The sequence below is a fragment of the Psychrobium sp. nBUS_13 genome (assembly GCF_051201665.1).
In the GTDB taxonomy this organism is placed as follows: domain Bacteria; phylum Pseudomonadota; class Gammaproteobacteria; order Enterobacterales; family Psychrobiaceae; genus Psychrobium.
Genome location: NZ_CP179210.1, coordinates 276,577 through 301,182, shown reverse-complemented (window position 1 = coordinate 301,182; position 24,606 = coordinate 276,577). Strand labels below are relative to the sequence as shown.

At 42.1% G+C, this 24,606-nt stretch carries 20 protein-coding genes; 13 read left to right on the top strand and 7 right to left on the bottom strand.

Going from position 1 to position 24,606, the window contains the following annotated elements; all coding sequences use genetic code 11:
* Positions 1-56: 56 nt before the first annotated feature.
* The 9 genes from ACMAZF_RS01435 (at position 57) to ACMAZF_RS01395 (ending at position 10,544) form a co-directional block, all read left to right on the top strand.
* Positions 57-2,132, top strand: coding sequence for a TonB-dependent receptor (locus ACMAZF_RS01435; protein ID WP_435275725.1), 2,076 nt, complete (start codon positions 57-59; stop codon positions 2,130-2,132).
* Between the two features lie 8 nt (positions 2,133-2,140).
* Complete coding sequence (locus ACMAZF_RS01430; protein ID WP_435275724.1) at positions 2,141-3,304, top strand: serine hydrolase domain-containing protein; 1,164 nt, start codon at positions 2,141-2,143, stop codon at positions 3,302-3,304.
* Between the two features lie 99 nt (positions 3,305-3,403).
* Positions 3,404-3,655 (top strand): hypothetical protein, encoded by a 252-nt coding sequence (locus ACMAZF_RS01425; protein WP_435275723.1) that lies wholly within the window; start codon positions 3,404-3,406, stop codon positions 3,653-3,655.
* Between the two features lie 31 nt (positions 3,656-3,686).
* On the top strand, positions 3,687-4,562 hold the full coding sequence (prmA, locus tag ACMAZF_RS01420; protein ID WP_435275722.1) for a 50S ribosomal protein L11 methyltransferase: 876 nt from the start codon (positions 3,687-3,689) through the stop codon (positions 4,560-4,562).
* A gap of 270 nt (positions 4,563-4,832) precedes the next feature.
* Entirely contained in the window at positions 4,833-5,792 is a 960-nt protein-coding gene (dusB, locus tag ACMAZF_RS01415) for a tRNA dihydrouridine synthase DusB (RefSeq protein ID WP_435275721.1), read from the top strand.
* A 20-nt stretch (positions 5,793-5,812) separates the two neighbouring features.
* Positions 5,813-6,121: a DNA-binding transcriptional regulator Fis gene (gene fis / locus ACMAZF_RS01410; RefSeq protein ID WP_435275720.1), complete on the top strand. Its 309-nt coding sequence runs from the start codon at positions 5,813-5,815 to the stop codon at positions 6,119-6,121.
* Between the two features lie 306 nt (positions 6,122-6,427).
* Entirely contained in the window at positions 6,428-9,328 is a 2,901-nt protein-coding gene (locus tag ACMAZF_RS01405) for a TonB-dependent receptor domain-containing protein (RefSeq protein WP_435275719.1), read from the top strand.
* 182 nt (positions 9,329-9,510) lie between these two features.
* Positions 9,511-10,230 (top strand): AzlC family ABC transporter permease, encoded by a 720-nt coding sequence (locus tag ACMAZF_RS01400; protein WP_435275718.1) that lies wholly within the window; start codon positions 9,511-9,513, stop codon positions 10,228-10,230.
* Positions 10,227-10,544, top strand: coding sequence for an AzlD domain-containing protein (locus ACMAZF_RS01395; RefSeq protein WP_435275717.1), 318 nt, complete (start codon positions 10,227-10,229; stop codon positions 10,542-10,544). Before ACMAZF_RS01400 ends, ACMAZF_RS01395 begins: the two co-directional genes overlap by 4 nt.
* Here the strand turns inward: ACMAZF_RS01395 and ACMAZF_RS01390 are convergent.
* Positions 10,541-12,547: a winged helix-turn-helix domain-containing protein gene (locus ACMAZF_RS01390; RefSeq protein WP_435275716.1), complete on the bottom strand. Its 2,007-nt coding sequence runs from the start codon at positions 12,545-12,547 to the stop codon at positions 10,541-10,543. The two genes, ACMAZF_RS01395 and ACMAZF_RS01390, sit on opposite strands and share 4 nt — an antisense overlap.
* A 145-nt stretch (positions 12,548-12,692) precedes the next feature.
* Between ACMAZF_RS01390 and ACMAZF_RS01385 the strand changes: the two genes are divergently transcribed.
* Positions 12,693-14,519: an alpha/beta hydrolase gene (locus tag ACMAZF_RS01385; protein WP_435275715.1), complete on the top strand. Its 1,827-nt coding sequence runs from the start codon at positions 12,693-12,695 to the stop codon at positions 14,517-14,519.
* Between the two features lie 65 nt (positions 14,520-14,584).
* Here the strand turns inward: ACMAZF_RS01385 and ACMAZF_RS01380 are convergent, their stop codons facing one another.
* A complete protein-coding gene (locus ACMAZF_RS01380; RefSeq protein WP_435275714.1) occupies positions 14,585-15,289 on the bottom strand; it encodes a hypothetical protein in 705 nt (234 codons plus the stop codon).
* 339 nt (positions 15,290-15,628) lie between these two features.
* Between ACMAZF_RS01380 and purH the strand changes: the two genes are divergently transcribed.
* The 3 genes from purH (at position 15,629) to ACMAZF_RS01365 (ending at position 21,881) form a co-directional block, all read left to right on the top strand.
* Positions 15,629-17,215, top strand: coding sequence for a bifunctional phosphoribosylaminoimidazolecarboxamide formyltransferase/IMP cyclohydrolase (gene purH, locus ACMAZF_RS01375; protein ID WP_435275713.1), 1,587 nt, complete (start codon positions 15,629-15,631; stop codon positions 17,213-17,215).
* A gap of 325 nt (positions 17,216-17,540) precedes the next feature.
* Positions 17,541-18,827, top strand: a complete 1,287-nt coding sequence (purD, locus tag ACMAZF_RS01370; protein ID WP_435275712.1) for a phosphoribosylamine--glycine ligase — start codon at positions 17,541-17,543, stop codon at positions 18,825-18,827.
* A gap of 258 nt (positions 18,828-19,085) precedes the next feature.
* Positions 19,086-21,881: an EAL domain-containing protein gene (locus tag ACMAZF_RS01365; RefSeq protein ID WP_435275711.1), complete on the top strand. Its 2,796-nt coding sequence runs from the start codon at positions 19,086-19,088 to the stop codon at positions 21,879-21,881.
* A gap of 14 nt (positions 21,882-21,895) precedes the next feature.
* On the opposite strand, the gene ACMAZF_RS01360 is transcribed toward ACMAZF_RS01365, so the two are convergent.
* The 5 genes from ACMAZF_RS01360 to ACMAZF_RS01340 form a co-directional block, all read right to left on the bottom strand.
* Complete coding sequence (locus tag ACMAZF_RS01360; protein WP_435275710.1) at positions 21,896-22,543, bottom strand: glutathione S-transferase family protein; 648 nt, start codon at positions 22,541-22,543, stop codon at positions 21,896-21,898.
* 282 nt (positions 22,544-22,825) lie between these two features.
* Positions 22,826-23,038 (bottom strand): hypothetical protein, encoded by a 213-nt coding sequence (locus ACMAZF_RS01355; protein WP_435275709.1) that lies wholly within the window; start codon positions 23,036-23,038, stop codon positions 22,826-22,828.
* Positions 23,039-23,120: 82 nt separating this feature from the next.
* Positions 23,121-23,561 carry a hypothetical protein gene (locus tag ACMAZF_RS01350; protein ID WP_435275708.1) on the bottom strand — a complete coding sequence of 147 codons (441 nt, stop codon included), beginning with the start codon at positions 23,559-23,561 and terminating at the stop codon, positions 23,121-23,123.
* A 115-nt stretch (positions 23,562-23,676) separates the two neighbouring features.
* A complete protein-coding gene (locus ACMAZF_RS01345) occupies positions 23,677-24,069 on the bottom strand; it encodes a hypothetical protein (protein WP_435275707.1) in 393 nt (130 codons plus the stop codon).
* Positions 24,066-24,605: a hypothetical protein gene (locus tag ACMAZF_RS01340; protein WP_435275706.1), complete on the bottom strand. Its 540-nt coding sequence runs from the start codon at positions 24,603-24,605 to the stop codon at positions 24,066-24,068. The genes ACMAZF_RS01345 and ACMAZF_RS01340 overlap by 4 nt, the downstream gene beginning before the upstream one ends.
* Position 24,606: the final 1 nt, after the last annotated feature.

Sequence of the window (24,606 nt, the reverse complement as noted above, 5' to 3'; positions counted from 1 at the left end):
GCTTATTGATTTTTGTAAAGTGTCCTTATTTATAATGTTATTTACAGGAAAAGATAATGAAATACACCAGTGCATGCCTTGGGCTGTTACTATTAGCAACTGCCCCAACGGCAATTGCCGACGCTGTTAACAATCAATTAAAGCCAATGGAAACCATTACCATAACCTCACAACGCATTACACGCGACAGTCAATCACTCGCGAGTAATAGCACCTATATTGATCGAGACACCATTGCGTTACTGAAAATTGAAACAATTGCAGACTTACTAAACCTAGCCCCTAACATCAGCATGCAAACGCTAGCCGGAGATTTTGACTATATTCAAATGCGCGGCATGCCACGCAATATTGAACAAGCCACGGTAGGTATTTACATCGATGGTGTGCCTTACAGCAACTTATACGGTTTAAACCTCTCGTTATTAAACATCGAGTCCGTTGAAATATTGCGGGGCGCACAGGCCAATTTGTTTGGTCGTAACGCGCGCGATGGCGTTATTGCTATTACTACGGCCAAACCAGCCCAAGCACAAGCAAATTTGAGTGGGCAAATATCATCAAACAACGGCCGACAGATACAAGCTCATGCGAATACTCCATTGCTCGATGACACCTTACACCTCAGTGTGCAAGGACAATGGTTTATGCGCGATGGCATCGTTGATAACACGCATTTAGGCGGACACATTGACGATGTTGACCAGCATGAATTACGAGCGGCAATGCGTTGGCAAGCCACTGATGATGTAATAATTGACGCATCAATTGAGCGTTCAAAGAAGGATAATGGTGCCTACCCTTATGTTAATGGACAAACTCAATTTAAGCGTGGTGATACATTAAGCGCCAGCCTAGATACCAACAATAAATTCACTTTGACCACAACAACGGCTGCATTAACAATCGATTGGGCTCTAGCCTCTGATTGGCAATTAAGTTCAATTAGTAGCGCAACAGACGTCGAAGTATTTGGTCGATTCGATGCCGATTTTAGTGAACTGCCTTATGGTTATTATGATACTTGGCTAGATGACAACGATTTGTATCAAGAATTTAGACTTCATCATGAGACTCAATCGATACAATGGCTACTGGGTGCGAGTTACAGTAAAAACACCGACAACAATCGCAATGAATACACACTGTTTGGCCTAAATAACGTGGCCAAACTCACTAAAAGGAGCGCTATCGTCTATGGCGATGTCACGCTAGCATTGGCCAATAAGTGGCAAGTGCAAGCGGGTGGCCGTTGGATCAGCGAAGATTTCGATGCAGCCACACTGTTTATCAATCCATTGCTCCCGACGCCTCAAGCAAGTACACAGGGCAATAAAACGCTCTCAGATAGCCAGTGGCTGGGAAAAGTCTCGCTAGCCAAACAAATCGATGAACATCAACATGTCTATATTAACGCAGGGCAGGGCTATCTCAGTGGCGGTGTAACATGGATGGCCGAAGATATTGACGCCAGCTTTATGCGTCAAGGCACAGGGCTTTCTTACGCTCCTGAAAAAAGCAATAACATCGAATTGGGGTATAAATCGTTTTGGCCATCGCTTAACACCCGTGTTGAATTAAATGCCTATCAATCACAGCTCGATAACTTCCAGCACAACTACCAAGATGCTTTTGGGTTGAGTCATATCGTGAATATTGATCGCGTTACAAGCCGTGGTCTTGAACTGGCGCTGCACACCCAATTCAACGACAGCCTCGCCTTGTCGCTAAACATGGGACGCAATAAAAGCACGATAACTAAGATAGAAAACACAGCGATTACCACCGTCAACGTCGGCAACCGCATACCAAACGCAGCTAAAGGTAACCTACACGCGCACCTTATATATCAAGACGACATCACAGAAAAGTGGGCAATGAACAGTGCGCTCAGTATAAATTATCGCGGCGATACATCCTTTGATTTTAACGAACCTATTTCGCAAAAATCCTATCACACAATGGATTTATCACTTGCCTTTACGCACAGCTCACAGTGGACAGTCGCCATTTGGGGCAAAAACCTTACAGATACTCGCTATAAACAAAGTCAAGTTAAACAAGCAACGGTCAACATTGCGCACTATGGTATGACACGAGAATTTGGCCTAAAGCTCACGAAATCGTTTTAAGGAAGGTCATGAAAAACTCACCCTTGGGTGTTTTCAACGGAGAATGCGCGCCAGCGTTTTCTCCATTGTTGCAAACATACCGTCAACAAATAGAACTTGGCCGTGATAAAGCCTCATCGCTAGCTGTCTACCTGCGCGGTGAATTAGTCTTTAACTACGCCGCCAGCATAGATCCCGAAAAGACATGGAAAACGAGCGATCGCATTTGCACCATGTCAGCGTGTAAAGGGCCGCTAGCGCTGTGTATCCTACAATTAGTCGAACGAGAAAAGCTCGCTCTCGATATGCCCGTAGCGCACTATTGGCCAGCGTTTGGGCATAATGGCAAAGAGGCAGTCACCGTCCGTCAAGTGCTCAATCATACGGCGGGCATTCCGGTGGTAAAAGCGGCGAAAAGTGGCGATATATTCAATTGGCACGCCATGATTAACGCGATAGAAAAATCACCGCTTACCTTTACCCCCGGGGAAAATATGGCCTATCACGCGCTTACCTACGGTCATATTCTCGGCGAACTGATAAAACGGATCGATGGCCGCAGCCCCGGTGATTACTTTCATCAAGAATTTAGTACCGCTTTTGATATTGAATACGACTTACATGCCCGAGACAACCAGCCACTACACGACGTGATTTCCACCAGGCAATTCTCACCAATGTTATTGACCATTTACAGCAAAATCCTGCCATTAATTTCGCATTGGAAATTGCAATACTTCAATCCCTGCTCTAGTCAATACAACCCCAATAGCCACGCGTGGAGAACAAGTGAGATCCCCGCCGTGACAGGGCAAGGTAGTGCTAGGGGCTTAGCTAAGTTCTATTCCCTCATGGCATCAACAGGTAATACAGTTGACCATACACCAGTAAGTCAGCTGACACTCGATAACATTTTTTCGAGCAATGTCACTATGCAAGAAAAGGCGTCAAACAAGCAGTGGCATATGGCGCTTGGGTTTATGCGTAACTCCCCTGATTTTGCCGCCATGGGGCCAAATCCGAATACCGTCGGCCATTTCGGCATGGGAGGCTCAGTCGGTTTTATCGATCCCGATAATCAACTGTCATTTGCCTACGTTACCGCCGATTTTCATCAACCAACACGTCGTGACACATCAATGGCTGGTGAGCGGCTTAATCAACTTATTGAGACCTGTTATGAATGCCTTTAAATCGAAGACTCTACTCGTAAAAGCACTGCTTTACTCGGCGCTTGCCTGCCCAGGTGCAGGCCACTATATACTGGGCACCAAACCACGTGCCTATTGGCTATGTGGTATAAGCCTTTCTTCGATGACGATATGGATGACTCTCATTACGTTAGAAACACTCGCAAATTGGCCACTGACAATTTCGTTCAGCACAACAAGCAAGAGCGATTTTTACAACGCGTGGCTATTGCAATCACAACGCACCGATATACTAGCCCCCATGCTCTGCCTGATAACTTTTTCCGTACTGTGGTTCGTCGCCATTATCGATATCATCAAAGGTCAAGCAAAGCGCCAATGAGTGCGCTATAATTCGCGCACTTTAAGCCGTTTTGAGACTCTTATGCCTTGGATCCAACTAAAAATTAATGCCACTGATCAAAGCGCTGAAGCGCTAGGCGACACATTATCCGACAGTGGGGCGCTGTCAGTGACCTTCTTAGATGCAAAAGACAACCCTGTATTTGAACCAATGCCTGGTGAAACGTTGCTATGGGGCGAAACAGATGTGGTTGCATTATATGAAGGCGAAACGGACATGGTTCCTGTTATGGCCTATTTAAACGATCAATTTGGCAATGACTTTCGCTACAAACTCGAACCCTTAGAAGACAAAGATTGGGTACGTGAATGGATGGATCAATTCCACCCAATGCGATTTGGCGAACGTTTGTGGATTTGCCCAAGCTGGTGCGATGTACCAAACCCTGATGCTGTGAATGTTATGTTAGATCCAGGGCTGGCTTTTGGCACTGGTACTCACCCTACAACAGCGCTGTGTTTACAATGGTTAGACGGTCAAGATCTTACTGATAAAACAGTAGTCGATTTTGGTTGTGGCTCTGGTATTTTAGCCATTGCAGCCTTAAAACTAGGCGCTAAACGCGTTGTTGGTATTGATATCGATCCACAAGCTATTTTAGCTAGTAAGGAAAACGCTAAACGCAACGGCGTTGAAAACAAAATCGAACTATACTTACCACAAGATCAGCCACAAGATTTAATCGGTGATGTGTTAGTTGCCAATATACTTGCTGGCCCATTAGAAGAATTAGCGCCATTGATGCAAGGGCTAGTTAAACAAGGCGGTCCATTAGCGTTATCTGGTCTATTACCATCGCAAGCTGAAAAGCTACGTGAAGTTTACGGTCAATGGTTTGAAATGGCTCCAGCGACTGAACAAGATGAATGGATCCGCTTAAACGGCATCAAGAAGTAATACCACGGTCATTTAGTAACCAGATAGGCTGGTTACTAAAAACCAACAATTCACTATTTTTTGACACTTTTTTATCAAATCTTCGTAACATGAATGGTTTGCAAGCCCTATTCTTACTCACTTCTTAAAATATTTTTTGTTTTAATCGGCACAAAGTCACATTTTTAGCCAGTCAAGAAAAATAATTGCATTTCGATTAAATATTGAGCTTTTCAATTGATATAAAAATGCGTACTATACGCTCCCCTGACGAATTGAGGTAAATATCGTATGAAGATTGGACAGTACCAATTAGCCAATCCGCTCATTTTAGCCCCTATGGCCGGTATCACTGATAAACCATTTCGCGAGCTTTGTTTTAAACTTGGCGCCGGAATGACCGTCTCGGAAATGTGTTCTTCGAATCCTAAAGTATGGGCGAGCAGCAAATCAACGCATCGCATGACTCATACTGATGAAGCAGGCGTTCGCAGCGTGCAAATTGCAGGTAGCGACCCTGAAGAAATGGCAGCCGCCGCTCAGTTCAATGTTGAGCAAGGTGCACAGATAATCGATATTAATATGGGTTGTCCTGCCAAAAAGGTGAACAAGAAACTAGCTGGTAGCGCATTGTTACAGCACCCGGATGTAGTGAAAGATATTCTTCACTCAGTGGTCAATGCGGTTGATGTACCAGTAACACTAAAGATTCGTACCGGTTGGGATACTGACAATCGCAATGGCGTTGACATTGCAAAGCTGGCACAAGATGCCGGCATTCAGTCTTTAGCCGTACACGGTAGAACCCGTAAATGTATGTACAAAGGTTTTGCTGAGTTCGACACTATTAGAGCAATCAAGCAGGCGATTTCGATTCCTGTGATTGCCAATGGTGACATAACAACACCGGAGAAAGCACGGGACGTATTAGATTACACCGGTGCCGATGCCATAATGATTGGTCGTGGAGCCCAAGGTAATCCTTGGATATTCCGGGAGATCCATCATTACCTAACAACGGGAGAGAAGCTTGCACCAGTAAATGCTACTGAGGTAAGTGAAACGTTACTCAATCATGTGCGCGCGTTGCACGAGTTTTACGGCGACTTTTTAGGGGTTCGTATAGCTCGCAAACACATTGGTTGGTATCTCAAGGAACAGCGTAATGAGTTACGCCAAGAGCTATTTAAGATAGAGACTGCTGATGAACAATTAGCAGTATTAAATCGCATTTTTACAGATAATATTTAATTAAGAAGAGCAAATTTCACATGTTTGATCAAAACACTAGCACTACCACTGACAACCCATTAACAGTTGAACCAATCCAACTAGCAAACGGTACAGTACGTCCACAATTATTACGTGACTCAGTTAAGCGTGCAGTAAGCAACTTTTTTGCTCAATTAGACGGCGAAGAGCCAACAGAAGTCTACGAAATGGTTTTATGTGAAATGGAACGTCCATTATTAGACCTAACAATGCAATTTACTCGCGGTAACCAAACTCGCGCTGCAAACTTACTAGGTATCAACCGTGGTACTTTACGTAAGAAATTAAAAAAATACGGCATGAACTAAGAACAACTTAGTTTATAACGAATTGAAACCCCGTTACTTTTTAAGTAGCGGGGTTTTTTATTGTCTAAATCTAACTCAAATCACACGCTAGCCCACGCCAAACAAGGATAGCTCACATTTCAACCAATACATTATCACCCTGCAATCTACTGTAAAAAATAATTTTGTTAAAAATTTGACACCGTCAAATACTTGACTGCATTTTATTGGGGTCTAAGGGGCGAAAATGTACACTACCACTGTATTTAAGCACTTCTTTAGCTACTCCAATCGGTACCATTATTATAATAAAACAGAGATAACTATATGTTTAAATGCAATAAAGCAGCAAAAGCTGTAAAAATCGCCCTTCTCACAAGTGCAGCGGCAACCGCATTCGCATCGACAAGCGCCTTTGCAAATGAAGAAGAAAAGAAAAATGTTGAACGCATTGAAGTCACAGGTTCAGCAATCACCCGTACAGATTTAGAAGGCGCTCTGCCAGTAACTACAATTTCTAAGGAAGATATTGTTAGAACTGGTGTAACTAGCGTTCCTGATCTAGTTGCTCAAATTCCGCAAATGCAAGGATTTACAACCGCTGGCGAATCAGTTGGCGGCAGCGGTGGCGGTGTTCAAACTGCGTCACTTCGAGGTTTAGGTGGTGCTTACACACTCGTACTATTAAATGGTCGTCGTATGGCCACATCAGGCTCTGGTGCTACCGTGGATTTAAACTCAATTCCATTATCAGCCATCGAGCGTGTTGAAGTATTAACAGATGGTGCATCTGCACTTTATGGTTCTGACGCAATTGCCGGTGTAATTAACTTTATCCTTAAAAAAGATGTTGATAAAACGACGGTTACCGCTCGTTTTGACAAGCCTCAAGAAACAGGTGGCGAAAGTAGTAATTTCAGTATCTCAACTGGTTTTGGTAACTTAGACGATGACGGATTCAATGTGATGGTCTCGTATAGCCGCGATCAACAGAGTCAACTGCGTTCAGTTGACCGTGATTTTGCCAAAACGGGTTTCTTACCATTTACTTTTAATGACCAACAACTTGTTTCTATTTCAGGTTCATCAAATGCGATTCCAGGCAATGCTTATGTCACTTACAACACACGTGATGACGATGGTGCTCTGGTTTATGTAAAAGCAGCAGCTGACGCACCTAAAATCGACGACATGGGAAATACCATTGTCGATGCTGATGGTTTTAGTCTTGATAAAAACGGCAATCGTATTAATAAAACGGCAACTTATAGCGTGAATCCATATCGCGTCGCCAACGGCGATTGTCATAATCAAAGCGCCCCTTCAACAAGCAGTAAAGCCTGTGTATTTGATTACACTAGCACCCTAGAGATTGCACCAGAAAGCGAACGCGACAATCTATTCCTTCAAGGTATTATGCAGCTTGGCGAAAGTGCTGAGCTCTATGGCACTGTATCTTGGTCTGACTTTACATTGACATCACGTATTGCACCGTACCCAACTGGTGGTATTGCACTCGATTATGATTCAGCATTAGTGCAAGACAATGTTATTCCACACTTACCAGATCAAATAAAAGCAGATGCAACCGGCAAGATTTCGGCGCGCTGGCGTGCGCTACCAGGCGGTAATAGAACTAATGAATTCCATACTGAAACAACGCATATTGTAACGGGACTGCGCGGCGAATACGAAGAGATCAACTACGACTTCGCGATTACAAAGGCTGATGCTCAACGTGATAATAACCGTTTAACTGGTTATCCAATCGAAAAACCTTTCTTAGATTTACTGAAATCTGGCAAAGTGAATTTATTTGATTCTCCTGAAAACTTGAGCGATGACCAAATTGCTCTTGTTAAAGACACTATGTACAGCGGTTTATGGGAAAGCACAGATACAAGCTTACTTTCTTTAGAAGGTAAGGCGTCGATGGCTATTGCAGAATTAGACGCTGGTGAAATGTATATTGCTGCTGGTTTTGATTATCGCGAAGTTGACTACTCACGTAGCAATAGTGCCGCCAATGATGATGAAATCATTTTATTTGAATCAGCTTCACCAATTTACGACCTATCGCGTGAAACCTACGGTATCTTTGTTGAAACGGTAGCACCGTTGACAGATGAATTAGAAATCACAGCGGCTTTGCGTTATGACAGCATCGGCGCTACAACAGATTCTCATCGTGCAGCGGGCAATCAGGTCGTCAATAGCGATGTTGATGACACAACGTATAAAGTCAGTGCAGTATATCGTCCAAACGAAGAGTGGGTAATCCGCGCATCATTTGGTACTGGCTTCAAAGCACCATCAATGCGTCAAATCGCAGAGCCACGTGTTGAATTCGGTGTTACATCAGTCGCTTATGATTGTCCACTTTCTTCAAGCCATCCATTACGTCAGTATTGTCACAGCGATAAGTTACAATACGCTGTGTTCCGTGAAGGTTATGCCGATCTAAAACCTGAAACGTCTGAGCAAATTTCAGCAGGTTTTGTCTATGCACCAGACAGCAGTTTTAGTTTTGGAATGGATTACTGGCAGGTCGATCTTGAAGAGCAAGTAGCTCGATTAACTCAGGATCAAATTTTCAATAACCCTGAGCTTTATAATGACTTATTCACCACGAAACTAGATAAAGGTACGGGTGATCAAGTCCTTGCTGTTATTCAAGCTGCTGTGAACATCGGTCAAGCTAAAAATAGTGGTCTAGATTGGCACTTGAGCAAAACAACTGAGTTTTCATTCGGTGAATTAAAAACTTCGTGGAATGGCACGTACGTGATTGAAAGCGAAAGCTTACGTGTTGGTACAGACAACATTTGGGACAGTTCACTTGGGCGTGTAGATTCAGGCTCTGTAACATTCCGTACAATCATGAACCTAACCAACACATTCAGCCATGGCGACTTTTCTCATACAGCGCGCATCAAATACCGCAGTTCATACGACGATGTTATTGTTGATGACGCAGTATTAGCAAGCGATTGGAGTAAAGGTGGTTACACAGCTCAACTAGTTGTTCCTTCATACGTATTAGTTGATTGGTTAACAAGCTATCACGTGATGGAAGGTTTAGATGTTAGCGTTGGCGTTAAAAACTTATTTGATAAGAAGCCACCATTAACACTTAATGGCGATGCTGGTCACCAAGTAGGTTATGATCCACGTTATGCAGATCCATATGGTCGTACTTTCTACTTAAATGCTAGTTACACGTTCTAATATGAACTAGGCGTCATTGCTTAACGTAGGGCAAAGGCTTGATATTAACGTGAGTTAATTCAAGCCTTTTTTATGCCAACGAGTAAAATCTACTCAACAAAAGACTAACAATATTCCTCTCGAAACTAGTTTCAATATCCATTAACATAGTCTCAAACATTACTTCATTACGAACACCATTCATGACTGAGCTAGCCGCGTCTAATACCCAACAATTCAATCGTGGTGTCATCGACTCTATACCACTGGTTTTAGGGGGAATTCCCTTTGGTGTTATCTTTGGCACACTAGCAATGAACGCTGGTTTTGATATTTGGCAAACCATAGGTATGTCGAGTATTGTTTTTGCAGGTTCAGCACAGTTTGTTGCTGTGGGCATGCTAGCGGCAGGCACCTCACTGGGCTTTATTATTGGTGCAACCATCATTATTAATCTGCGTCATCTTATTTATGCAGCGAGTATGTTGCCGCATGTAAAGCATTTACCGCAGTGCTGGCGTGTACCGCTGGGCTTTTTATTAGTTGACGAAGTATTTGCGGCAAGCTATCCGCGATATTTAAAAAATCCACAATCAAGTAATAATCACTGGCATTATTTAGGTGTTGGCGTGTCGTTTTTTGTCAGTTGGAACATTGCCACTATTGTCGGCATTTTCTTTGGTGCTAATGTCGAAGGGATTGGCAACTGGGGATTAGACTTTGCAATGTCAGCGACTTTCATTGGCATGGTGATGCCTCACCTCATTAATAAACCAATGATTGCCGGTGTATTAACAAGTGGCATAGTTGCCTTAGCCACCTATCACCTCCCACACAAAATGGGGTTAGTTATCGCATCAATCAGCGGTATGGCGGTGGGCTATTATTTGGATTCTCGACGCGAGGCAAATGAAAAATCATGAATATTTGGTTATTAATTGCCTTAATGGCACTTGTCACATTTAGCATTCGTTATGCGCTTTACGCCAGAGCAAATGCCATCACATTACCGGCTAAGCTAGAACGTGCATTAAAGTTTAGTGCGCCTTGTGTGTTAACTGCGATTTGGGTGCCAAGTGTTTTAATGCCAAATGGCGAAATAGATATTACATTAACCAATCCCTATTTCATCGGTGGTTTTGTGGCGGTTGTTATTGGTTTATGGAAGAAAAATACCTTACTGACGATAGTCGTTAGCATGATATGTTTCTTCACTTATAAATGGTTTATTGGTTAGAAGCCGTACTGATAAACGTCCCCTTCTACGGGCAAGCGGCGAATCCAATAAAGCTTATCTTGCGCTGGATAAACGCTATAGTGATGAACGAAGTTAGCCCCTGTCTTCATGATTAATGCTTCTTGTTGGCTCAACAAATCAAAGCGCCAAACACCTGAACCGCTGCGGTAGAAATATAGATGATTATCGATGATGCGCCAATTTAACCAATTAGTACGATCGAACTCTTTAATCACTAACTCTTCTGAATCAGTTCCCCACTTTTTTCGCCACAATCCATCAATAGTCAGTTTGGAATAATATAAATAATCACGCCATACTCGACCACTATAGCCACCAGCAGTGGTTAGTTGGCTATGTATTTCCGTTTCACGCTGATAGCGCCACAATTGCCAATGACCAGACTTATTTGCGCTATAGATAATGTCGCTACTATTACTCTCATCATAATTGACGACATAGGCAGCATGGGACTCATCGAAAATTTTATTTAACGTTTTATTATCAATATCGATTTCATACACAGCGCCGAGCTTTGAAAACAGTAAACGCTGGCCATTGTTCGATAATTCATACCGAACAAATTTCAGCTCAAATGGCAATTCAACGTCTACTATGTGAGATTCATCGTTGTTGATTTGCCACCACTGATGCCCTTTAAAGCGGGTTGATAACACCATTTTTCGGTTTTCTTGTACGCGAGGCAACAGCTCGATGCCACCACTTTGTTGCCAAAGTTGTTGCTCCTGAGTTGCTATATCAAATGCCATAACATCACTTTTAACGAGCGAATTACTCACTAATAGCGATGCTTGCTCGTCAGTATTAATGATGGCCAATGAATTTATCGCTGACGTCAGTTGTTGCAATGTTACTAGCGCACCATTATTTGTTGATAATTGATATATCACGCGCTCATCAGCCACGATTAAATCATGATTATTGGGATGCCATACAATGTTCTTCAATCTTTTATTCACTTGAAAAGTGTTTTGTACCGCTTGGCCTTGGTACACAATAACTTGAGTTTCGTTCTCGGTTACATACCGTAAAATCGCTAAATCGCCGGTCTGTTGATTGGCAGAAAACGAGAAATCACCACGCGTATTATTGTCACTAATCGGATTGGTGACTTGTTGTAGTTGTTGAGTCGCTAGGTGGAAACTAAATACTTGATACGGGTGCGATTTACTCATTCGTTTATTAAAATAAAATTTTCGGTCTGCTCCCCAAGCCATCACCGCTGGCGGTTGTTTACAGTTAAATAACGATGTCGAGCTAACAGGTTCAATAGTATATAAAGAGACAACACAACTCGGACTACTCTGCGTATAAATAATTTCTGTACCTTCAGGACTCAGTACTCCATAAGCATTATTTAGCAGTGTCTTTTGTTGATGAGTTTGTGGGTCATAAACAACGATATTCTGTTCGTTTTTTGCATCCAAATGATGAAACAAAACGCTTTGTCCATCACGACTTGCCGATAGTTTATATTCCCATCCTTTTAACGCTATCAAAGGCCCATTGATTAATGTCAGTTTTAATGGGGATTGTTGTGGCGAATAAGACTGCCAAATTATCAAACCGCCAATGACGATTAGAATTATGCTGCGAATACTTACAAACACAGATTTAATAGCATTCGGTTTTGGTTCTAGCGTCGGTACTTTCTCATTTACGTCATCGGCAGCTGCTACCTCTGCCACGTCTACAGCAAGTCGATACCCTTGCGTTGGAACCGTTTCAATCACATCACGATCAGTTAGCGCGGCAAAGTGGGCCCGTAACAATGAGACAGTGCGATTAATTGCCCCCTCTCCAACCACTCTGTTATTCCAAACATCTGTAATGAGCTGCTCTCGAGTAACCAACATCCCTTTAGCGGTGACTAAGCTCTGCAACAAACTAAAAACCTTGGGCTCCAATTGACGCTTTTTATCGCCTTTTTGCAACAATCGCTGCGCCGAATCAAAAACAACACCGGCAATAATAAGCGTCATATGACAACATATCCTATTGAATTAATTTACTTTTACAAAACATAACAAAAACATAACGAAAATATAAGCTCAAAATATGTCGGAAAATGACAGACCATGATTTTATGACGTTCGACTCCATTTACAACAATAAAAGAGAGAAATTATGCGTCGTAAAATTTATCTATTTGCTCCGTTACTTGTCATTATTGGGCTTATTTCAGGATGCAATGGTTCTTCAAAAACTACAAGTGATTCAGTTAATATTCCGTTGCCTGAGAATATAGAGTCAGTAAATATTCAAGATAGAAAATACTACATTGCCAAACCTGAAAAAAACTTCAGCCCTCAAAAGTCCTATAAGCTGCTACTAGCTTTTCACGGATCTGGGCAAAGTGCACAAGATATGCTGGGTCTGGCTAAACTCGAAGCAAATAGCAACAATTACCTTGTCGTTTACCCGCAATCAAAAGTCGAGGAATGGAATGAAGGTTGTGACTGTAACAAACCGCACCGTTTGGGCATTAACGATCTAGGATTTGTCGAAAATGTCGTTAAAGACATCAAGGAAAACTACAACATTATTGACGACGAACTCTACGCAGTGGGGTTTTCTCAAGGCGCTTTATTCACTCAAAATCTAATGTGCAATAGCCAACTTAAATTTAAGGCTATTGCCTCCATTGCAGCGCCAATGTCGCAACAATTATCTGAGAGTTGCCAGATAGACAACGACACCAATTACCTGCTTGTACAAGGAGAGGCAGATACCGTATTACCTTATCAAGGCAAGCCAAGCGGCAACTTTGCATTAATTGGAAGTGAACAAGCAATCGATCTGATCGCAAAACAAAATAATATTGAAAACGCGCCGGAAGTGACCCAAAAAGAGTTAATCTCAAAACATACCTATCAAAACGAATTCCATATTAACCAACTTGTTGCTATTGCGGGTGCAGGCCATCGATGGTCTTTCGACGGATTTGATACAAGTAAAGAAGTTCTCAATTTCTTCGATTCAGTGAGTACTAAAAAGCTAGAGCCTAATTCCAGCTTATATCGCGTAACAGATAACAATGGCGTCAAAGACATTCATGTTCGTAGCATGGGATTAGAGCACTCAGGTCCGGCAGTTATTTTGTTGTCTGGTTTTAACAAGAACTACCATGCCGATAGCGCTTGGTTTTCGTTATTACAGCCACTTATTGCAAAAAACCATCGCGTTCATGTTATCGAACGTCTCGGCAATGGTTTTAGTACATTTAGCGACACACCTTCTTATACCGCCTTTGCACCTTTACTCGATAAGACACTGACAATGCTAGATGAGCAAGCAATCGTCATGGTTAGCTTTGCCAGCAGCAACATACTAGCTCAAGCATGGAAAGATTTACCTGATTCAAAAACATCATCGACACTCAAAGGTATGTTGTGGATTGACCCTGATATTTTCCTACCCCATTCGATTGCCCACTATCAAGATTGGCCTGTTTCTTTGTACCGTCAAATTGAAGACCGCCTAATTCCCCACCTTGAAGCTGGTGGCTGGACTGAGCGCTCTCGAGGAAAACTAGTATTAGAACGTGCAGAGCACGAACAACTCATTAGTGATGAATACATCAACGACATGGATTGGACGTATTACGATCTAATCAGCCAGCAACGCCTCAACATTGATAAACAAATAACAAGAGCAAAAGAAGTAATCAATTACCATGATGATTTAGTTATCATGAAAACGGCTGAAATATCGTCTGACACGCCTATATCAATTATTGATACTGACTTTGAAACTGCAGACATTGAAAATGCAGAAACCAGCGAAGAAGCCGCAAAGCTGACCAAGTGGCAGCAAGAAGGCACCCAATGGAGCAAACTCATTAGCGAACGCTCTAATGGTCAATATATTTTTCTTGATAACAGCGCCCACATGGTCGTATTCGAGCACCCTAAGCCTATTATTGATGCTATTAAAGCGCTAATGAATGAATAATTAACCTAACTTCTAAAAATATAACGATGTCCCTTTTGCGTCATAACGAAAGTTATGGCGCCTTTTTAAAATAATGTCACTTCGTCATGATCTTCGAGCTGCTCAGCGGCAATCGCTGATTTTCCAGTGAGCTGTTGATAAGCCAGCCGTTCATCTTCAGTTGTATAGGTGGCTGAGTTGATATGGAGGAACTCATCGATATCGATTGGGTATTTGCTATCACATTTAAAACTAAGCTGTGTCATCGACGAACTCATGTGAGCCATAATTTGTGTAACGCGATCTTGAAACTGAATCGACTCAATACCATGTTGTGCATTATTGATGACTTGATTTGCGATAAAATCATATTCACCATCCATCAGTTGACTATGTGACAACTTACCACCTGATTTGAGGTGCTCAATTGTATTAGTAAAATAGTGACAAATTTGATTAATTTCTTTGGTGGACAGATCAATGCAATCTTGAATATGTTGAGACCATAGTGGGAATACTTTACGGCCGAATTGGGGGATTGATTGTGCTAACTTCTCGGCCGTTTGCTTCTCTTTTTCCAGCTGCTCTACTTTATACGCTAATTTTTTATGCTTTTTCAGCAATGAATTCATTGCCTGTTGTTTAATGTAGCCCAAGGTAATATCTGCAAACACCAAACAAACAGCAATCACGACTAAAATCAGAGGAGGGCTAAAACTAGCAAACAAAACAGCAACTAAGCTCAATATTCCTGTTGGAAGCTTCAAAAGATATTGCTCGATATTTATCATCAGTAAACCCTTTACGTATCACTGCTAGTTTATTCGTGGAGTACTCAACATAAAGCATGAGATTTTGATATGCAATCAATCGCCAAAAACAATTTTAAATGGCCAAGCACGTGAATTAATTCGTTAAATCACAACATGGTATGAGCAATTGTTTATTAATTTTGAGATATAGCGAATATTTTTGCCACATAGATCACATTTTCTTGTAAAATGAGCGCCAAAATTTTGAGTCGACTCACACATTTTTATGAGATGAAAGTGTTTATGATTAACTTCTTTACATAAGATGTTGAATGATAAAAACTTTTATACAACTTTAATTTATGAGGCTTCATCCACATGTCAGCATCAAGACCTATCAAACGCGCTCTACTAAGCGTTTCAGATAAAAAAGGTATCGTCGAACTCGCCACAGCACTAGATGCACGCGGCGTAGAAATTCTGTCTACAGGCGGTACGGCCAAATTGCTGGAAGCAAATGGGATCAACACAATCGAGGTATCAGATTACACCGGTCACCCTGAAATAATGGACGGTCGTGTAAAAACATTACACCCAAAAGTTCACGGCGGAATCTTAGCGCGACGCGGTATGGATGAAGTGGTCATGGAAGCTAACAACATCAACCCAATCGACATGGTTGTTGTTAACTTATACCCATTTGCAGATACTGTTGCGAAAGAAGGCTGTTCATTAGAAGATGCGATTGAAAATATCGATATCGGCGGCCCAACCATGGTTCGTTCAACGGCTAAAAACCACAAAGACACGACGATTATCGTTAACGCTAGTGATTATGATCGCGTGATTAATGAAATGAACGAAAACGATGGTGCGACAACTTACCAAACACGTTTTGACTTAGCTATTGCCGCATTTGAGCACACTGCCTCGTATGATGGCATGATCGCTAATTACTTCGGAACCATGGTACCGTCTCATCGTGAAGAAAGCAGCGAAGACTCTAAATTTGCACGTACTTTCAACACCCAGCTAGTTAAACAACAAGATTTACGTTACGGCGAAAATAGCCACCAACAAGCGGCTTTTTACGTTGAAGCAAATCCAGTTGAAGCCTCTGTATCTACTGCGAAGCAATTACAAGGTAAAGCACTATCGTTCAATAACATCGCCGATACTGATTCAGCATTAGAATGTGTTAAAGAATTCAATGAACCAGCTTGTGTCATCGTTAAGCATGCGAACCCATGTGGCGTGGCCATTGGCGAAGACATTCTTGGTGCTTACGACCGTGCTTTCAAAACGGACCCAACATCAGCGTTTGGCGGCATCATTGCCTTTAACCGTGAATTAGACGCCGCAACAGCGCAAGCGATTGTTGACCGTCAGTTTGTTGAAGTGATTATCGCACCAAGCGTTAGCGACGAAGCGGTAGCTATTGTTGCGGCTAAGAAAAACGTTCGCTTATTAGCATGTGGTGAATTTAGCGCTAAAGACGCTGGCCTTGATTACAAGCGTGTTAACGGCGGTATGTTAGTGCAAGATAAAGATTTAGGCATGGTAACGCGTGACGATCTAAAAATTGTGTCAAAACGTCAGCCAAGCGAGCAAGAGTTAACTGACTTAATGTTTTGTTGGAAAGTCGCTAAATTTGTTAAGTCTAATGCGATTGTTTACGCCCGTGACGGTATGACTATCGGTGTTGGCGCTGGCCAAATGAGCCGTGTTTACTCAGCTAAGATCGCTGGCATCAAAGCAGAAGACGAAGGTCTTGTAGTTCCTGGTAGCGTGATGGCATCTGATGCCTTCTTCCCATTCCGCGACGGCATCGATGCAGCAGCGGCGGCAGGTATTACTTGTGTTATTCAACCGGGTGGTTCGATTCGTGATGAAGAGATTATTGCGGCGGCTGATGAAGCGGGTATGACAATGGTATTTACAGGTATGCGTCATTTTAGACACTAAGCTTGTTAAAGTCTCTCAGTGAAATGATGTGCATTATTCACTGAGTCGTTCCCTTAAAAGTTTCAATACGCACATCAGTTACTTTTCTTTGCTTCGCCAAAGAAAAGTAACCAAAAGAAAGGCGACCCGTGATTAGTTGCCACTCTTTATTACAATGCTCGACTTACGAAACCGCTTTTGATGTGCATCCTGCACCAAAAGCTAAAAAATCATCCCTGATTTTTTCTTCTATCGAGCATTTCCATAAAGACAACTAATGACGGGACTAACAATCAGCGCACTCGGATAATGTTCCGATTTAAGACGCTAATAGGATTATTTGTCTATGAACATTTTAATTATTGGTAGTGGTGGCCGTGAGCATGCGCTTGCTTGGAAAGTTGCTCAATCGAGCAAGGCGACTCAGGTGTTTGTTGCACCAGGAAATGCAGGTAGCGCGTTAGAAGATAAAGTATCGAATGTTGATATTGACGTGTGTGACATCGAAAAACTTATCGCGTTTGCTAAAGACAACAAGGTTGAAATGACCATTGTTGGCCCGGAAGCGCCATTGGTTATCGGTGTGGTTGATGCTTTTGAAAAAGCAGGCTTAAACTGTTTTGGTCCACGTGAAGGCGCTGCACAACTTGAAGGCTCTAAAGCGTTTACTAAAGATTTCTTAGCACGTCACGACATTCCAACGGCGTGGTATCAGAACTTTACTGAAATTGATCCAGCCATCGCGTATGTACGTGAAAAAGGTGCACCAATTGTAATTAAAGCCGACGGCCTAGCCGCTGGTAAAGGCGTGATTGTGGCGATGACACTTCAAGAAGCGGAAGACGCCATCAAAGACATGCTAGCAGGCAATGCTTTTGGTGAAGCCGGTAGTCGCGTGGTTATCGAAGAGTTCTTAGATGGCGAAGAAGCGTCTTTTATTGTCATGGTTGACGGTGATAACGTATTACCAATGGCAACTAGCCAAGATCACAAGCGTGTTGGCAATGGTGATACGGGTCCTAATACTGGCGGCATGGGGGCTTATTCTCCAGCACCCGTAGTAACGCAAGAAATGCACGATCGCATTATGGAACAAGTTATCTACCCTACGGTTAACGGCATGAAAGCTGAAGGAAATACCTACACTGGTTTCCTATACGCGGGTTTGATGATTATGAGCGACGGCACACCTAAGGTTATTGAATACAATTGCCGATTCGGCGACCCTGAGACACAACCGATCATGATGCGTTTGCAATCAGATTTAGTTGAATTAGTTCAAGCGTCATTCGACAAGCGCCTTGATCAAATCGACGCTAAATTCGATTCACGTGCCGCTGTTGGTGTTGTGCTAGCCGCAGGTGGTTACCCAGCAAGTTATGCGAAAGGCGATGTAATTTCTGGTATAGCAAAGGCCACTAACGACGCTAAAGTGTTCCATGCAGGCACAAAAGTAGTTGATGGCAATGTTGTCACAGCGGGTGGTCGTGTACTTTGTGCAACAGCACTTGGTGAAACGGTTACAGCTGCCCAAGCTAGTGCATATGAGCTAACTAAAGCCATTGATTGGAACGGTGTTTTTTATCGTACCGATATCGCTTACCGCGCGATAGAGCGTGAAAATCAATCATAGTTGATGTCAATGACCAGCGCTATAAATAAGCGCTGGTCGTTATCCACATAATACCATTAATTCACTGATAACTGAACCAATTAACCTATTGAGAAAACACCTTAGAAAGTGTATAAATTAGTAGATATTTTGAATAGTTAGTTGTCTTTGTAATATCTAAATTTTTCCAACGTAGAAGTCATTAAAATGTGGACATCAAAAGATGAGCCATCTCCTAATGATGCAACTAACCTAGCAGCATGAATAAAGGAATTCGATTTGGTCTCTCACCCAAACGACTCGGGTCAACAAGAAGATAAAAAACAACCCAAGCGTTCATTGCGTGGCAAACTAACAATTTCATTAATCATTAGTAGCATTATCATATTGTTGCTAACCTTTGCTGGTTTCGTCATGTACGACAAAACCACTCACCGCACCGACTATATCAATGAAATAGACGCTATTAGCCTTGCTATATCCAACAATAGTGGCATCGCATTAGCTGAAAATAATCATCAAATGGCGATAACGGTTTTAGAATCGTTAAAGTATCATCCTAATATTCGCTATGCTCGGCTTTCTGACAATGATCACAATGACATAGAAACGTATGTAAACAATTGGAATATAAACAGTTTATCTGAAAACAAACAGCCTGCAGTTATTATTAACAATGATGCGATTGAGATATTCAAAGATGTAACCGTTAATGACTTTATTATCGGTTATTTACACGTCGTTGCAGACACTGAAGAACTACAATCTCGACAATTTGAGTTTATCTATATCGGTGGTGCGCTGCTTCTTCTCGCAATTATTATCAGCGCAGTGATGTCGAGTAACATTGTAACATCGGTGACCAAGCCATTATATAATCTCGCCACTTTTTCACGCCAAATAACACGCGATAAAGATTATGATCAGCGAGCACCAGCGAGTAAGGTACGTGAAATCGACACCTTAGTTAGCAGCATCAATGGTATGTTAGGTGCAATTTCGGGTGCACAAAACGCACTCAAAGAAAGTAAAGAGCGATTATCGCTAGCGCTAAAAGGCGCTGGTGAAGGTCTTTGGGATCTCAATCTAGATACGCAAAAGCTATTTCTCGATAAACATAGCACCGCCGTCTTGGCCATGGGTGATGAAGACGTTTTACTGAGTATGCGTCAGCTTGTCGAAAAAATTCATCCGGGTGATCGCGCTCGATTTTCAGAATATAGCAGAGCATTTATTGCCAACAATCAAAAGCATTTCAATATTGAGTTTCGGGCAAATGCTGATACGCATTGGGTATGGTTACGGCTCACTGGTGAGATATCGCGTTGGGACGAAAATCAGGTGCCACAGCGTTTAACTGGAACGCTACTAGACATAACAAAACAACGAGAAACACAGGCTCAGGTCGCGCTATACGCCTCTGTATTTGATAATACTAATGATGCGATTGCCATTCTTGATGCTCATTACAATGTCGTTGCCATTAATATGGCCTTTACCGACATTACTCAGTACTCAGTGCTTGAAATGAAAGGGAAACCACTACCCGTTCTTAGCCAATTGATGAATCGTGATGAAATAGAAACGCAGTTAAATACTAGTGGGCACTGGCAGGGTGAAGTAAGCGATCATCGCAAAGATGGCTTTCAATATGTGTTAGAACTAGCACTCAATGCCGTAAAACCATCGGATGAGCAAGATTTTAATTATGTCGTCGCTGTTTTTTCTGACATTACACAGCGTAAGAAAACCCAAGATGAATTATTTTACATGGCTAACTACGATCCGCTGACCAAATTAGCGAACCGTGCAATGTTCAATAATTCATTCTCCCATGCCATTACCAATGCGCGACGTAATGAACAAACATTAGCTATTTTATTCATCGATTTAGATAAATTTAAACTCGTTAATGACACATTAGGTCACAACGTTGGCGATGAATTACTCATTCAATCAGCAAAAAGATTAAAGAGCCACGTACGAAAAACCGATATTGTTTCACGCTTATCTGGTGATGAATTTACCATTATTCTTGATAACATCACTGACGTGAGTCAAGTTCAAACCATCGCAACGAAAATCCAGCAAGATTTTCAACGTGACTTTAAACTCAATGATCAACTTGCCAACATCGGTACCAGTATTGGTATTGCAATTTATCCCGGTGATGGCACCGACGCAGACTCTTTATTGAAAAATGCCGACACCGCCATGTATTACGCCAAAACCAATGGCCGTAATAATTTCCACTTTTTTAGCAGCTCAATTAATGAGCAGGCAGAGCGCCGTAACTTAGTTGAACTAGAACTACGCGAAGCGATAAAACGTAAAGAGATTGAGGTGCTATATCAGCCTAAAATGATAGCGAGTAGTGAAATCGTTTACGGCTTTGAAGCCTTGGTGCGTTGGCACCACCCAACCATGGGATTAGTGTCGCCTGATGAGTTTATTCCAGTGGCTGAAGAAGTAGGGATTATCAGAGATTTAGGTCAATATATTTTCCGCACTGCAACCACACAGCTTATTCATTGGCATTCGTTAGGATACGACAATATCCACATGGCAGTTAATGTCTCTGCACGCGAGTTTCAGCTATCAGACTATCCATTAGAGCTAGCTAAACTGATAGAAGAGATAGATATTAAACCGCACTTTATCGAACTAGAGCTGACAGAAAGTATTGTAATGGACGACCCTGAAAAGATGACATTGATGCTCGATGTTATTAAAAATCTTGGTTTTTCATTATCCATTGACGATTTTGGCACTGGCTACTCGTCATTAAGCTATCTTCAACGTTTACCCGTCGACGTGCTAAAAGTTGATCAATCCTTCGTACGAGAAATTGAACACAATCCAAATAGCAAAGCCATTGCAAAAGCCATCGTCTCAATGGCGCATAGTTTAAATTTGAGAGTAGTTGCCGAAGGCGTAGAAACCGAAGCGCAATTAGAGTTTTTTAAAGATAACAATTGTGAATTAATTCAAGGTTACTATTTTAGTAAGCCGCTTTCCAAAGGTGAAGCTAGAAAATTTCTACACCAACATTCAGCAGCGGCCCATAAGCACTAAGGGCGATATGCGTATTAACGTTCTTCGCCAGCTTCATTAACTTCAACAATTTCCGTTTCTTGCAGGGCAACGTCAATCCATTGTTTAACCGCTTCATTCGCAAAAATAGCATCACGATATTGCTTTGTTGATGGTAATAGCGAAATACCATAGGTTTCAAAACGTAATATCACGGGAATATACATACAATCAGCAATCGAAAACTCACCAAATAGCCACGGCCCACCGCTATTTTGCAGTAAACGGTGCCATAGTAATTGCATTTGATTGATCTCATTCTTTGCATCTTCAGAAAGCTCAACGCGACGCTTTGCTCTAATATTCATTGGCATCTCATTGCGAATAGCACCAAAACCGCTATGCATTTGCGCACTCACACTACGAGCAATTGCACGTTGTGAAGGATCCTTTGGCCAGCCACGCCCCGCCAAACATTGCTCATTAACATATTCACAAATTGCCAAGGAATCCCAAACATTGAGCTCTTTATTAATAAGTACTGGAACTTTTTTGCTATCTGAATACTGTGCTAATCGCTCGGAAAGTTTTTCTGGTGCCAAAGACTCCAACTGCTCCGTAAAATTAACATTAAAATGAGTCATCAATAGCCAAGGTCTAAGTGACCATGTTGAGTAGTTTTTATTGCCAATAACCAATTTCATAAACATTTTTCTCCCTAAAAAAATAAAGCCGTTTATCTACGATAAGCAGCCCCTTTAAATTAAAACCTTAAATAACAATAACTAAAATAAATAAATACAAAACGAACACCATCTAGAGTCAGTTATAGTGTCAGTTTTATCTAACTATAATTTACGTTAGCATCGTTACACTTTCATGAATACTCAACAATTAAAAAACCCGTAGCTCAATGAGTTACGGGTTTTCATCTTTTTAAGTGACAGCAAAAAGACAGCTACCATCACTTTTAGTCCATATAAGCGTCACTCATGCCGCATCTCCAATCGCGTAACAAGTACAGCGCCTTGGCGTTCCTGTTCTCTAAGCCGCTTATCGAATGACTCGATTTTAATATCTATGCGGCTAACGTCTGTTTTTACGCTGGCAATATCAGCGCTAAGCGTACCCACGACAACGGACGCGCTAATCACTGTAGAGATCAAAATGGCAACAACAGTCTTTGCAAAATCAGTCATTAACCGCCAACCCCTTTACTGCCGTCGCTACATCCAACGTGATAACCCCACGCTAAGCAAATTAATCCAACTGCAAAGGTGGTCATGATTTACCTCCAAAACTGAATTTTTTCTCTGTCCACATTCTAAACAACTTAAATAAGCCCAATGTGCTGACCAGAATCCCCAACATACCGAACTGGAACCACCACGGCGCTTTATTAATTGCCACCCAACCCGCCTGCATGGTTTGGGCGTACTCAGGAATAAAGTGAAGTACGAACACCACCAACCAAAAGATAATTAATACTTCATCCATGTATGACAGTGCGCGGTTTTTAAGGACTTGCATGTCATAACTAATATCACTTTCATCTTGGCTTTTTGTACGCTGTATTTTCGCGTTAACTTTAGCTATTTTTAAATTAGACTCTGCTTGAGCAAGCTCGCTTGCTGTTTGTGCTGCAATGGTTTTACGTGCTTGCCAACCGCCGATAAGCTCAGCGAATGGATTAGTGATGAATCCGAGTATCTTATTAATCATCGTCAATAATTCCTGTGGTGTGTTTTTTAACTTGGTAAATAACCGTTGCGGCCAATAGACCGCCGATTATGGTAGTGGCGACTGCGCCCCATTTAATGTTCATAGTGCCTCGCTGTTAAATTGTGTTTTCATCAACTAGCTTTTCAATCAGGTGATGGTACTTAGGCAGTAAGTGGCCGCTGCGGTCAGTGATTTTTCTAAATAGCGCCGCGTTATCAGGATGAGCATCACTCATTGTTTTACGCCACCATTCGTCAATCTTGCCGTTGCTTGCTACGTAGCGCTCATTAAGCACAAAGCCCGCTTGGGTAAATTCAACATCACCGCGACCATGGATGAATTGCGATGCTTCATGCAGTTGTTCACCGATAAAATCCCCTGTGCTTTCAAGGCCGTTTTGAACACTGGTTAAGGTGTCGCGAACGGGTTTTGATAAGCGCCAAAGGACAACACCCGCTAAGGTTGTTGCAGCCAGTTTAATGAGTAGGTGTTTATCACTTGTGGTCATAGTAAATAACGCTCAATGAGTGAGGTGTTTTCTTCGATAAAGGCTAAGCGGTCAATGACGTATTGCGCTTGATGAGCAATGGCAATGCCTTGATTGACTTGGCTTATGTCATACGCGCCTTTTGCTCCTTCAAAATCAGCCATAGCGAGGATGATTTGCGGTAAGTCGGTAGGCTCAACAAATGAATCAACATCGATGTTGGTTCGATTGCTCACAAAGTTGGCATAATTATTAACGTGATTTTCAAACGCTGGCGCCCACGTTGCCACAATTTTATTGATGGTGTTGGTGTCACGCTCTAAGTATCTTAAGAGAATAATGTAAGCCGCGCGGAATCCGTATTCTGGCGATTCGAAAGTGCAAAATCTTTCGTCCTTTTGCACGTTTGCAAGGCCATCCCAATCACTGCCCTGTTCGATATTCAGTGGATTGTTAAGGCGAACGTTTTTGTTAGGTCGTGTTGTCATAAAAACAGCTCCTAAAACAAGGGCGGCAACTGCCGCCCCTGTGATTAACTTAAGATTGATTGCACTCATG